Annotated in this window: 9 protein-coding genes, 3 rRNA genes and 1 pseudogene; 1 reads left to right on the top strand and 12 read right to left on the bottom strand. The window is 42.5% G+C overall.

Features of this window, described 5'->3' with window-relative positions:
* Positions 1–17: 17 nt before the first annotated feature.
* From QFZ31_RS03895 to QFZ31_RS03845, 11 genes and pseudogenes are all read right to left on the bottom strand, one after another.
* Entirely contained in the window at positions 18–1,142 is a 1,125-nt protein-coding gene (locus tag QFZ31_RS03895; RefSeq protein WP_307301048.1) for an NADH-dependent flavin oxidoreductase, read from the bottom strand.
* A gap of 99 nt (positions 1,143–1,241) precedes the next feature.
* A pseudogene (locus tag QFZ31_RS03890) lies at positions 1,242–2,672 on the bottom strand (diguanylate cyclase domain-containing protein).
* Between the two features lie 244 nt (positions 2,673–2,916).
* Positions 2,917–3,243 carry a hypothetical protein gene (locus QFZ31_RS03885; protein WP_307301047.1) on the bottom strand — a complete coding sequence of 109 codons (327 nt, stop codon included), beginning with the start codon at positions 3,241–3,243 and terminating at the stop codon, positions 2,917–2,919.
* A gap of 158 nt (positions 3,244–3,401) precedes the next feature.
* Positions 3,402–3,656 carry a DUF1292 domain-containing protein gene (locus tag QFZ31_RS03880; protein ID WP_306458361.1) on the bottom strand — a complete coding sequence of 85 codons (255 nt, stop codon included), beginning with the start codon at positions 3,654–3,656 and terminating at the stop codon, positions 3,402–3,404.
* Positions 3,657–3,810: 154 nt separating this feature from the next.
* A 5S ribosomal RNA gene (rrf, locus tag QFZ31_RS03875) occupies positions 3,811–3,927 on the bottom strand.
* 257 nt (positions 3,928–4,184) lie between these two features.
* Positions 4,185–7,123 (bottom strand): 23S ribosomal RNA (locus QFZ31_RS03870).
* A 363-nt stretch (positions 7,124–7,486) separates the two neighbouring features.
* A 16S ribosomal RNA gene (locus QFZ31_RS03865) occupies positions 7,487–9,036 on the bottom strand.
* The 16S, 23S and 5S rRNA genes sit together here, the layout of an rRNA operon.
* 299 nt (positions 9,037–9,335) lie before the next feature.
* Positions 9,336–9,476, bottom strand: a complete 141-nt coding sequence (locus QFZ31_RS03860; protein WP_307301043.1) for a hypothetical protein — start codon at positions 9,474–9,476, stop codon at positions 9,336–9,338.
* 89 nt (positions 9,477–9,565) lie between these two features.
* Positions 9,566–9,922 (bottom strand): fluoride efflux transporter CrcB, encoded by a 357-nt coding sequence (crcB, locus tag QFZ31_RS03855; RefSeq protein WP_307301041.1) that lies wholly within the window; start codon positions 9,920–9,922, stop codon positions 9,566–9,568.
* A complete protein-coding gene (crcB, locus tag QFZ31_RS03850) occupies positions 9,919–10,287 on the bottom strand; it encodes a fluoride efflux transporter CrcB (RefSeq protein WP_307311362.1) in 369 nt (122 codons plus the stop codon). The genes crcB (QFZ31_RS03855) and crcB (QFZ31_RS03850) overlap by 4 nt, the downstream gene beginning before the upstream one ends.
* Before the next feature lie 79 nt (positions 10,288–10,366).
* Positions 10,367–11,194 (bottom strand): hypothetical protein, encoded by an 828-nt coding sequence (locus QFZ31_RS03845; protein ID WP_307301039.1) that lies wholly within the window; start codon positions 11,192–11,194, stop codon positions 10,367–10,369.
* A gap of 311 nt (positions 11,195–11,505) precedes the next feature.
* Here QFZ31_RS03845 and QFZ31_RS03840 point away from each other — a divergent pair, with 311 nt between their 5' ends.
* Positions 11,506–11,892: a hypothetical protein gene (locus QFZ31_RS03840; protein ID WP_307301036.1), complete on the top strand. Its 387-nt coding sequence runs from the start codon at positions 11,506–11,508 to the stop codon at positions 11,890–11,892.
* Positions 11,893–12,180: 288 nt separating this feature from the next.
* Here QFZ31_RS03840 and QFZ31_RS03835 read toward each other — a convergent pair whose 3' ends face one another.
* The gene (locus QFZ31_RS03835) at positions 12,181–12,885 is read right to left on the bottom strand and encodes an NAD(P)H-dependent oxidoreductase (protein WP_307301034.1); all 705 of its coding nucleotides are present in this window, start codon (positions 12,883–12,885) and stop codon (positions 12,181–12,183) included.
* Between the last annotated feature and the right edge of the window lie 78 nt (positions 12,886–12,963).

Raw genomic sequence — 12,963 nt, 5'->3', positions numbered from 1 at the left:
GATGAACTCTTTTCGCGTTACTGAATTCCTGGAAACCACCCTGGTGTGTGAGTAATCGCCTGCCATAGTGGATCAGGAATAACAAGCTGTTCCTGATTATCCTTATTAATCTCTGTAGTAATTTCATCTTCTCTTCCCTCTTGTACCTTCTGTACCCAATCTGGATCAATAATCAATTCACGTCCTAGGGCAATCAGTGCAACCCCTGTCTGGAAAGCTTTTAAAGCTTCATCCGGAGTATAAATGGAGCCAACCCCAATCACAGGAACTTTATTTCCAACTCGTTCTTGGATGATTTCAATCCGTGAACGCGTATCGTCAACACCTCTTCTTGGGGTTGACCAGAAATCCTGCAGCGAGACATGAAGATAATCCAGATCCTTTTTGGCTAATTCATCAATTAAGACAAGCGTATCCGCCATGGTAATGCCGGGTGTTTCTGCCTCTTCTGGAGAAAAGCGGTATCCGACAATAAACGGCCCTTTGGCATTCTCAGCAACCACACGCTTAACTTCATTTACAACGGCCAGTGGGAAGGTTAACCGTTTCTCTAAACTGCCTCCCCAACGATCGTTACGGCGGTTTGAATGTGGAGAGAAAAACTGTTGGATGAGATAGCCGTTGGCGCCATGGATTTCTACTCCATCAAAACCTGCTTCTATTACCCGGCGTGTTGTTTCACCAAAATCGCGGATAATGGAACTAACTTCTTGGTCTGATAGTTCCCGTGGAACCGGCTTCCCATTTCCTTCTGCTGGAATATTACTGGCACTAACAATATCACCATTCGGCACTAATTCAGGCGGCACCTGCCTGCCACCATGGAAAATTTGTAATATTGCTTTAGATCCTTGCTCTTTAATAGCTGTGGCTAGCTTTTGTAAACTAGGGATTAACTCATCCCGATCCCCTCCGAATTCTCCATGAAACCCCTTTCCATTGGCAGTAACATATGTACACGCTGTAATAACCATCCCAACGCCACTAGAGCGTCTTGCATAATAGTTTACCTCAGCCTCCGTAACCGTTCCATCAGGATTCGATGACCAATTTGTCATTGGTGCCATCACAATTCGGTTTTTCAACTGGATTCCATTCTTAAATGTCAATATTTCAAATAATGGTTCGAATTTCGAATTCACCGCTATGTACCCCCATTGTTATATCTATTTTTTACTTTCTTATTTTCCAGTTATTTTATTAAAATAAACTTGTAAATAATACAAAAAAACACCTTGCTTTTAAGCAAGATGAGATAGTTGATTGAAAATAAGTTGGTTACGCCTGCTTTCTTTCGCTTTATATAATTCTTTATCAGCAAGTTTAATTAGTTCCTCGGGTTTTGTTTTTTCATCTGGTATTAGTGTTGAGCAGCCAATACTGATGCTGACTATAGGTTCTAATACGTTTGAAAGATAGGGTATATTTAGATCTTTTACATTTGCCTGAAGCAATTCAGCCACATGAACAGCTCCTTGTTCATCGGTTTCTGGCAGCAAAATTACGAATTCTTCCCCGCCATATCTAGCTGCAAAATCACCAGGTCTCCTGACAGTATCTTTTAACACTGAGGCAATTAGTCTTAAACACTCATCGCCCGCTTGATGACCATTGAAGTCATTTTATTTTTTAAAAAAATCAATATCAATCATGATAGCTGAAAATGGACTAGAATTTCGTCTTAACCGCTTCCATTCCTCTTGGAGTTTTTCATCAAAATATCTTCGATTCGGGATTCCTGTTAAACCGTCCATGTTAGAAATATACCGTAGCATGACATTTGCTTCGTGTAGTCTTTCTTCTTTCTCTAATCGTTCAGTAATATCCCGTGAAACAGCTACAATTCCTTCTAGCTTCCGAGAATTCTTTCGTATGGTTCGAGCATTTGTTTCCATCCACATATACGAACCGTCTTTTTTCTTAGTACGGTGAGAGAATGCAGCAAAATCTAATTCTTCATCTGCCTCAAGGAGTAAAGCAGTTACTTTATCTATCTCATCAGGATGTAAAAACTCAAATAGATTTTTACCTATCATTTCCTCTGGATAGAAATCTAATAAATCCTTACTAGATGGAGATAAATATTCATATTCCCTGTTCGGATTGAGAAATGAGATAAGATCAGTAGTATTTTCTGTAATAAAACGATACAATTCTGTATTTTTGCGTACCTCTTCTGATAGTTTATTTCGTTTAGTAACATCTCTTAGAAAGATTTCTATGGCAGGTTTGTCATTATAAAGAATTGGAGCTGATGAAATTTCAATGTCTAATATGTTATTATTTGAGGATATAATTTTTATTTCAACGCGATCAAGACTTTTATTCCCTTGAATCATGTCATTAAACCTTTGCCTAACGGTTGGATGATACTCGGGTAAAACAAAATGATAAATGGATTTACCAAGAATATCACCAGAAGATGATTCAACCAATTCCTCAAATTTATCATTTACGAAGACGATTTTCTCATCCTGGTAAACCATAATTGGCTCGGGTGAAAGTTTTAATAGATTCAATAATCTAGATTCACTGATTTCAGCCTTATTCTTATAGTAAATGGCATTATCATATACCCATCCGAGGAATGCAGCGATGGCAGCAAATAAAATAGCTTCTAGGATTGACCATGTCGTTGTAGGTTCGGAAAATGATTCTATAATCGAGACCATTATGGATATAAAAAGTAATGTGATTCTGCCAGTGAATTTCATCGTGCCACCCCAAAAATAACGTTTAATTTTTCTGTATGGAGACAATTAAACTATAAAATATATTAGTTCATAAAAAATCATTTCCACTACTAAAATACAGTTTTCTGTTTTTAACATACCATATCGGCAATTATTCTACATCAGGCATTTATGATATTATTTTGACATTTGTTTGTACAAAAATAAAGTAAAGCGAATGGTTTTATGTTTCCTTTTTAAGAATATAACAGGTACCATCCTCAGCAAAAAATAAACATTTTCCGTTTTTAATGTTGAAGTTGACGTTTTTTTTATCATAAATTAGTTTATCAATTATTGTAAAGTTTTCCAAATATTTGCTAGTTGGATTGTAGACGATTTCCCGACTCTTCTTCGTTGTAACAAATCCTTTTGGTTCACATTTTCTTTCGGGTTTTAATTCGGCAATCCATTCGCCAGTAAGAAGAATAGATTGGACGGTAATTTTAAATTTCCGATTTTGAATCGACCATACTTTCCTGCAATTACACCGGTGTATTTTACTCTTCATCTGCAAATACCTACTTTCAATAAAATAAGTATGTCGATGAATTATATTCACACGGTAAAACAAATATTTATCATTTAAAGGCTATAGCTCTAATAAGCCAGTCAGATACGACTGGCGCTATCTTCTGAGTTTACATAACATTATTATATGATAATTATTTACTCTGCAGGTGCTTCCTCCACAGCAATTTGATATGCATCCAAAATGGACTGGCTTTCGACTGGGTCGGAAATTCCTACTAAATATTGGTCTCCTTCGTCTCCTACAACCTGCATGACCATCGTTTCATCCTCGGCTGCCAAAAGTGCATATGACCTGCCTTCCATGTCAAACAGCGCCTCAACAGCGAAATCCTTTAGATTACCTTGCTCGTCTTTTATGGTAATATAATCACGCGGTTCATCGTGCATCATATTCCAATCACCTCCATAAACTTACTTTCCCCTATGATAGAAGATTTATAAGAAATACAGCCAGAGATTGGTATCCCACGTTTTAATGTTATATTAAAGCACAATTCATTATAAAAATATACAAAAACACAACCATAACAGGTTGTGTTCGTTTGCCTGGCAACGTCCTACTCTCACAGGGACTTTCGTCCCAACTACCATCGGCGCTGAGAAGCTTAACTTCCGTGTTCGGTATGGGAACGGGTGTGACCTTCTCGCCATTGTTGCCAGACTATTTAATTTGAGGTTTCATTCCCTCAAAACTAGATAATTTCAGAAGAAGTTTGTAAAACGAGTTCGCTTTTTAAACATTGTCCAGCTGCGGCTCCTAACTTCTCGGCCGTTTCGATCCGTCCCCGCAAATCCAAAACCGGGACTTGCAGTGCCGGCTCTCCAACGTCTGTCGAAGTTGAACACTAAGGAAAGCTCCTTAGAATATTCTACACAAGAACAAGCTGTGCTTGTTCTGAGCCGCCTCCGCTTTTCTATTTGGTTAAGTCCTCGAACGATTAGTATCAGTCAGCTTCACATGTTACCACGCTTCCACCTCTGACCTATCAACCTGATCATCTTTCAGGGTTCTTACTAGCTTGACGCTATGGGAAATCTCATCTTGAGGGGGGCTTCATGCTTAGATGCTTTCAGCACTTATCCCGTCCGCACATAGCTACCCAGCGATGCCTTTGGCAAGACAACTGGTACACCAGCGGTGCGTCCATCCCGGTCCTCTCGTACTAAGGACAGCTCCTCTCAAATTTCCTGCGCCCACGACGGATAGGGACCGAACTGTCTCACGACGTTCTGAACCCAGCTCGCGTACCGCTTTAATGGGCGAACAGCCCAACCCTTGGGACCGACTACAGCCCCAGGATGCGATGAGCCGACATCGAGGTGCCAAACCTCCCCGTCGATGTGGACTCTTGGGGGAGATAAGCCTGTTATCCCCGGGGTAGCTTTTATCCGTTGAGCGATGGCCCTTCCATGCGGAACCACCGGATCACTAAGCCCGACTTTCGTCCCTGCTCGACTTGTAGGTCTCGCAGTCAAGCTCCCTTGTGCCTTTACACTCTGCGAATGATTTCCAACCATTCTGAGGGAACCTTTGGGCGCCTCCGTTACTCTTTAGGAGGCGACCGCCCCAGTCAAACTGCCCACCTGACACTGTCTCCCACCCCGATCGAGGGGTGCGGGTTAGAATTTCAATACAGCCAGGGTAGTATCCCACCGACGCCTCCACCGAAGCTGGCGCTCCGGCTTCTCAGGCTCCTACCTATCCTGTACAAGCTGTACCAAAATTCAATATCAGGCTACAGTAAAGCTCCACGGGGTCTTTCCGTCCTGTCGCGGGTAACCTGCATCTTCACAGGTACTATAATTTCACCGAGTCTCTCGTTGAGACAGTGCCCAGATCGTTACGCCTTTCGTGCGGGTCGGAACTTACCCGACAAGGAATTTCGCTACCTTAGGACCGTTATAGTTACGGCCGCCGTTTACTGGGGCTTCGATTCAGAGCTTCGCTTGCGCTAACCCCTCCTCTTAACCTTCCAGCACCGGGCAGGCGTCAGCCCCTATACTTCGCCTTGCGGCTTCGCAGAGACCTGTGTTTTTGCTAAACAGTCGCCTGGGCCTATTCACTGCGGCTCTTCGAGGCTATTCACCTCAAAAAGCACCCCTTCTCCCGAAGTTACGGGGTCATTTTGCCGAGTTCCTTAACGAGAGTTCTCTCGCTCACCTTAGGATTCTCTCCTCGCCTACCTGTGTCGGTTTGCGGTACGGGCACCTTTTATCTCGCTAGAGGCTTTTCTTGGCAGTGTGGAATCAGGAACTTCGGTACTATATTTCCCTCGCTATCACAGCTCAGCCTTTACGGTAAGCGGATTTTCCTACTTACCAGCCTAACTGCTTAGACGCGGCATTCCAACGCCGCGCTTACCCTATCCTCCTGCGTCCCCCCATCACTCAAACGATAAAGAGGTGGTACAGGAATATCAACCTGTTGTCCATCGCCTACGCCTTTCGGCCTCGGCTTAGGTCCCGACTAACCCTGAGAGGACGAGCCTTCCTCAGGAAACCTTAGGCATACGGTGGATGGGATTCTCACCCATCTTTCGCTACTCATACCGGCATTCTCACTTCTAAGCGCTCCACCAGTCCTTACGGTCTAGCTTCAACGCCCTTAGAACGCTCTCCTACCACTGACACCATACGGTGTCAATCCACAGCTTCGGTGTTACGTTTAGCCCCGGTACATTTTCGGCGCAGAGTCACTCGACCAGTGAGCTATTACGCACTCTTTAAATGGTGGCTGCTTCTAAGCCAACATCCTGGTTGTCTAAGCAACTCCACATCCTTTTCCACTTAACGTAAACTTTGGGACCTTAGCTGGTGGTCTGGGCTGTTTCCCTTTTGACTACGGATCTTATCACTCGCAGTCTGACTCCCACGGATAAGTCTTTGGCATTCGGAGTTTGTCTGAATTCGGTAACCCGATGAGGGCCCCTAGTCCAAACAGTGCTCTACCTCCAAGACTCTTACAACGTGAGGCTAGCCCTAAAGCTATTTCGGAGAGAACCAGCTATCTCCAAGTTCGATTGGAATTTCTCCGCTACCCACACCTCATCCCCGCACTTTTCAACGTGCGTGGGTTCGGGCCTCCATCCAGTGTTACCTGGACTTCACCCTGGACATGGGTAGATCACCTGGTTTCGGGTCTACGACCACATACTCAATTCGCCCTATTCAGACTCGCTTTCGCTGCGGCTCCGTCTCTTCAACTTAACCTTGCATGGGATCGTAACTCGCCGGTTCATTCTACAAAAGGCACGCCATCACCCATGAACGGGCTCTGACTACTTGTAGGCACACGGTTTCAGGATCTCTTTCACTCCCCTTCCGGGGTGCTTTTCACCTTTCCCTCACGGTACTGGTTCACTATCGGTCACTAGGGAGTATTTAGCCTTGGGAGATGGTCCTCCCAGCTTCCGACCGGATTTCACGTGTCCGGCCGTACTCAGGATCCACTCAGGAGGGAACGAAGTTTCAACTACAGGGTTTTTACCTTCTATGACGGACCTTTCCAGATCGCTTCATCTACCCCGTTCCTTTGTAACTCCATGTTGAGTGTCCTACAACCCCAAGAGGCAAGCCTCTTGGTTTGGGCTATGTCCCGTTTCGCTCGCCGCTACTCAGGGAATCGCGTTTGCTTTCTCTTCCTCCGGGTACTTAGATGTTTCAGTTCCCCGGGTCTGCCTTCAATACCCTATGTATTCAGGTAAAGATACTGCTCCATTACGAGCAGTGGGTTCCCCCATTCGGAAATCTCCGGATCAAAGCTTACTTACAGCTCCCCGAAGCATATCGGTGTTAGTCCCGTCCTTCATCGGCTCCTAGTGCCAAGGCATCCACCGTGCGCCCTTTCTAACTTAACCTAAAAGGTTATACTCTTATTAAATAAGAGAGAAAAACTAATGTGGCGATTCTCGGTTTTACTTTGACTTCTTCTTACGATTATCTAGTTTTCAAAGAACGATTAAAAAAAGCTTTGAGAGAATTGTTTCGAATCATCACCTAACGGTCATGATCCTCACAGTAAAGATTGCTCCCTCAAAACTAAACAAACAAGTAACAGTCAACGTTTTATCAGTCCGTAAGGACTGCATGTCTAGCTTCGGCTCCTAACTTCTCGGCCGTTTCGATCCGTCCCCGCAAATCCAAAACCGGGATTTGCAGGGACGGCTCTCCAACGTCTGTCGAAGTTGAACAGTCGCCTCCGCTTTTCGTATTATCCTTAGAAAGGAGGTGATCCAGCCGCACCTTCCGATACGGCTACCTTGTTACGACTTCACCCCAATTATCTGTCCCACCTTAGGCGGCTGGCTCCTTGCGGTTACCCCACCGACTTCGGGTGTTACAAACTCTCGTGGTGTGACGGGCGGTGTGTACAAGGCCCGGGAACGTATTCACCGCGGCATGCTGATCCGCGATTACTAGCGATTCCGGCTTCATGTAGGCGAGTTGCAGCCTACAATCCGAACTGAGAATGGTTTTATGGGATTGGCTAAACCTCGCGGTCTCGCAGCCCTTTGTACCATCCATTGTAGCACGTGTGTAGCCCAGGTCATAAGGGGCATGATGATTTGACGTCATCCCCACCTTCCTCCGGTTTGTCACCGGCAGTCACCTTAGAGTGCCCAACTGAATGCTGGCAACTAAGATCAAGGGTTGCGCTCGTTGCGGGACTTAACCCAACATCTCACGACACGAGCTGACGACAACCATGCACCACCTGTCACTCTGTCCCCCGAAGGGGAACGTCCTATCTCTAGGAGTGTCAGAGGATGTCAAGACCTGGTAAGGTTCTTCGCGTTGCTTCGAATTAAACCACATGCTCCACCGCTTGTGCGGGCCCCCGTCAATTCCTTTGAGTTTCAGCCTTGCGGCCGTACTCCCCAGGCGGAGTGCTTAATGCGTTAGCTGCAGCACTAAAGGGCGGAAACCCTCTAACACTTAGCACTCATCGTTTACGGCGTGGACTACCAGGGTATCTAATCCTGTTTGCTCCCCACGCTTTCGCGCCTCAGCGTCAGTTACAGACCAGAAAGCCGCCTTCGCCACTGGTGTTCCTCCACATCTCTACGCATTTCACCGCTACACGTGGAATTCCGCTTTCCTCTTCTGTACTCAAGTCCCCCAGTTTCCAATGACCCTCCACGGTTGAGCCGTGGGCTTTCACATCAGACTTAAAGGACCGCCTGCGCGCGCTTTACGCCCAATAATTCCGGACAACGCTTGCCACCTACGTATTACCGCGGCTGCTGGCACGTAGTTAGCCGTGGCTTTCTGGTTAGGTACCGTCAAGGTACCGGCAGTTACTCCGGTACTTGTTCTTCCCTAACAACAGAGCTTTACGACCCGAAGGCCTTCATCGCTCACGCGGCGTTGCTCCGTCAGACTTTCGTCCATTGCGGAAGATTCCCTACTGCTGCCTCCCGTAGGAGTCTGGGCCGTGTCTCAGTCCCAGTGTGGCCGATCACCCTCTCAGGTCGGCTACGCATCGTCGCCTTGGTGAGCCGTTACCTCACCAACTAGCTAATGCGCCGCGGGCCCATCTGTAAGTGTCAGCCGAAACCGACTTTCAGCTTTTCCTCATGAGAGGAAAAGGATTATCCGGTATTAGCTCCGGTTTCCCGAAGTTATCCCAGTCTTACAGGCAGGTTGCCCACGTGTTACTCACCCGTCCGCCGCTAACCAAAAGGTGCAAGCACCTTAAGATTCGCTCGACTTGCATGTATTAGGCACGCCGCCAGCGTTCGTCCTGAGCCAGGATCAAACTCTCCAAGAAAGTTGATTAGCTCATTTGTTACGTTGGCTAGTTTCTATAGAAGAAACTAAATTTTATTGATTGTTGACGTTCTTGTTTGTTTAGTTTTCAAAGAACAAAAGATTACTATTTTTAAAAAATGAAGAAAAATATTATACCACATCGATATTAGTGATGTCAATAATATGTTTCATTTTGTTTACCCCTCTGAAGGGAACTTTTATATAATAACACCCTCCCACATCTTGTTCAATAGCAATATTATCCATTTAAAACATAGAAAAGGAGCAGCTGCCTATGCAACAACTCCTTGTGTTTATTTATTGTCCTTGCCCGCCGTTTGGTGTTACTCTCCGAGTATGGTCATCCTCGAAATTGTTTTTTCGAGCATTTTCTACTTTGTCATTAAGTAATTGTTTTTGATCTACTTCTGATGAAGGGGTATACTTTTTCTTAGACATTTTAAATCCTCCTATATATTCAGTATTTTCCCCTCTTATTTTGCATTGTTTTTTTAAATTTAATCCTCAATATATAGGAATACATAATGCTAAATAATAAAACCGAATGCAGCCGTTGCAATACTTACGATTACGGAAGATAAAACGTAAATCCCTGCTAAACCTTTTTTATCTAATTGCAATAAGGTTATTGTTTCATAACCAAATGTCGAGAAAGTGGTATAGGCTCCGCAAAAACCAACACCAACAAAAAGCCACATCCAATCACTTATTTCATTTGTCAAATGAAGCTTATACAGAATCCCTAAGAGAAAGGATCCAGTAATATTTATTACCCAAGTTCCCAATGGAAAATGTCCGGGTTTCTTTTTTTTATTAATAACATTGCCTAATAAATATCTGCCTGCCGCACCTAGAGATCCTCCTATTCCAATTAACCAAATCAATGTGTTTCACCTTTTTTCTCATTATATAATGCTAATTTTAGACCTAAATATGCCAGCAGTAATCCAAAAATAATGCTAAATAATACATATAGTGACCCATAACCAATAAGACCATTACGAAATAAAAGGATTGTCTCGACAGAAAAGGTTGAAAAAGTAGTAAATGACCCGGTGAAACCCGTGCCGATTAATAAAGTAACTTCCGGTTTTATATATCTCTTGAGCGTGATATAAGTAAGAAACCATCCGAGGAAAAAACAGCCTATAAGGTTTATCAATAAGGTTCCCAGAGGAAATCCATGATCTGTGTGAATCCACTCTCCTATCGCATACCTAGTTATTGCCCCCAAAAAACCTCCAAGCATAACAGAAATTAATTTCAATCCATTCAGCCTTCTTTCACAAAAATACGATACTTACTTAGAGAAGTTTTATCCTGATTATTCACCAGCCAGCTTTCATTTTATATAAAACATAGGAGAGCAAAAGTGTAATAAATGAGAAAAGGAGCGCAATACTAGAAAACGCTAGTACATAGGCATTATATTCCGTTACTTTGACTACAAATCTATACGTATTTATATCAAAGAATGCAGTAAAAACGTTTGTAATAACCAGGACGAAAAATATCATGAGTAGTCCTCTTGCTGACCCATGAATGTCGGCTTTACTTAACGCTATATGCGAGGAAATACTGATAGCAAACAATAGAAAAACCCAAAAAAAGGGATTGAGTAAATTTTCGAATGTGAAGAGACTTTTTGTTATGACAAGTATTGCATCTCCGATTACGATTAAATAATCGCTAGTATGAAGCTCTGGAGAAACGTGGTTATGAATATATTCACTAAAAGTCTGATAGGATTCAGGTACCAGTAAATACATCCCCAGCATCAATGCACCAATTCCACTAAAAATGGGTCCCATTCCAATGAAAAAATTTCCAATCTGCTGATAAATGCTACCCGGATTATATTGGTGCTCCACATATCCAAGAACACCATTAGGATTTGCTAATTGTAAGAATTTAACTTTTTTGACACGATGTCCCCAAATGAAACACTGAAGCAGGTGCCCGAATTCATGAACTGGTGTACCAATCCAAGCAGTAGCTAACACTCCGCGTGGTCCAAATGTTTTGAATAAAAACTTATTCGAGTATTTTTCTAACACGCCTAATAAGAAACCAATTCCCATTATGTATCCTAACAGGAGATATAATTCTACTACACTTAACGTTAGAGTATTAAAAAGAGACTCAAGTAACTTCACCTATTAATTTTTCCTCCCTACGGTCCTAGACATCCTTCCAAACATAATTTAATTATAAGCTTTATATTGCAAGTCCTTATCCTCAGCATGCAAATCTTCAAAATAAAGATTGAGTTGTACAATCTCTTTATAAATCCCTCCGAAACTTTACTCATAATGTAATAATGAATTATACCATATTTTTCTTTATTTTCCTTATTCTTGTTTACTTTTGGACGAATTGTGCAGGAATCTCAGTAACCAAATGCATATGCTGATAATGGAAATTTCAATTATATGATTAAAACAAAATATTTAAGGAGTGTAAAAGAATGTCACCTAAAAGAAAGCATAAAAAGAAGCACCGGAAGGATAAATCTACAGACATCCATGGTGAGGACAAGCAGTTCGAAAAAAAGAAGCACCGGAAGGATAAATCTACAGACGTCTATGGTGAGGACAAGCAGTTCGAAAAGAAGCACAGTAAGGATAAATCTTCAGACACCTTTGGTGAGGATAAGAAATTTAGAAAAAAGAAGGACCGTAAAGAGAAATCTTCAGACATTCATGTCGATGACAAGTCGTTAAAAAAACAGAATATCGATGATAACCAGCAAACTGAATTTGTATATTATGATCCATCTATTATTCGGGAGGCAGACGTATTCCAGGCTCCTTCACAACAATCCCATGTTTCACATGAAAATGATGAAGTCTAATCAGTAGATTATGATCTCGAAGATATAGAATAGTATTTCGATGTAGAAGAACAAGAAGCTGAAGCAGTAGATCATGTTGTAGAAAGAACAGGATGAAATGAAGGAGTAATAGCTAGTAAATTAGACATTGAACTTAAAAAATCCACCATAATGGTGGATTTTCAGGCTGTCGAGAAACTCTCCACAGCTTTTTATTTATCCTTAAAACTTTAACGATCATAATATAATTAAGAATTATAGGACGGTGGATTAAATATATAAGCAAAAAAGCAGGTTACGGGGATGTATTCATTTCACCCATTGAACAACTTGATCCATTGTCTTTCTGGTTTTGGGACGGTGTGGGTCTTCTTCCCGGTAACCAAATGCAGCCATTACGGAAGCACTCAAATTTCCGTTTTCTAATAAACCCTCATTTTGGAGGATTTCGTTAACGGCTCGATAATCAAAACCCTCAATCGGACAAGAATCTATACCAATCAATGCAGCTGCTGTCATCATGTTTCCCAAAGCGATATAGGTTTGCCTGCAGCTCCAATCCAATAAGGCACGTTCACTATCTAACATGGGCAAATCAAATTCTTGAAAACTTTTCGTTCGTTCTAATAAACCACTGAGAATTTCTTCAGGAAACTGTTTAACCTTTTTCAGATGTTCAATTACGTATTCGGAATCATACCTTACATCGGTTCTTGCAAGTATTACAATGAAATGACTCGCTGTCGGTAGTTGACCCTGTGCACCCCAAGATACCTTCCTTATTTTTTCTCGTAAGGTCTCGTTTTGGATAATTAGAAATTTCCAAGGTTCAAATCCGATTGAACTCGGCGACAATCTGCCTGCTTCCAAAATGAGGTGAAAATCCTCGTCTTTAATTTTTTTTTCGTTATTGAATCTTTTGGTTGCATGGCGAAAATGAAAGGCTTCTAATATTTCTTGCTTACGAGTTTTTGTCTGTAGCAATACGAATCCCTCAATTCGATTATTTTCCATTTAGTTTTCCTTCAGGATAATCATTAATCCAGGTATGGACTGAACAAGATTTTCCAACTCTTTAATACACCTATCTCC

Source organism: Neobacillus niacini (assembly GCF_030817595.1).
In the GTDB taxonomy this organism is placed as follows: domain Bacteria; phylum Bacillota; class Bacilli; order Bacillales; family Cytobacillaceae; genus Neobacillus; species Neobacillus niacini_G.
Note: the sequence above shows the minus strand (reverse complement) of the source record. Positions and strands in the feature narration are given on the sequence as shown.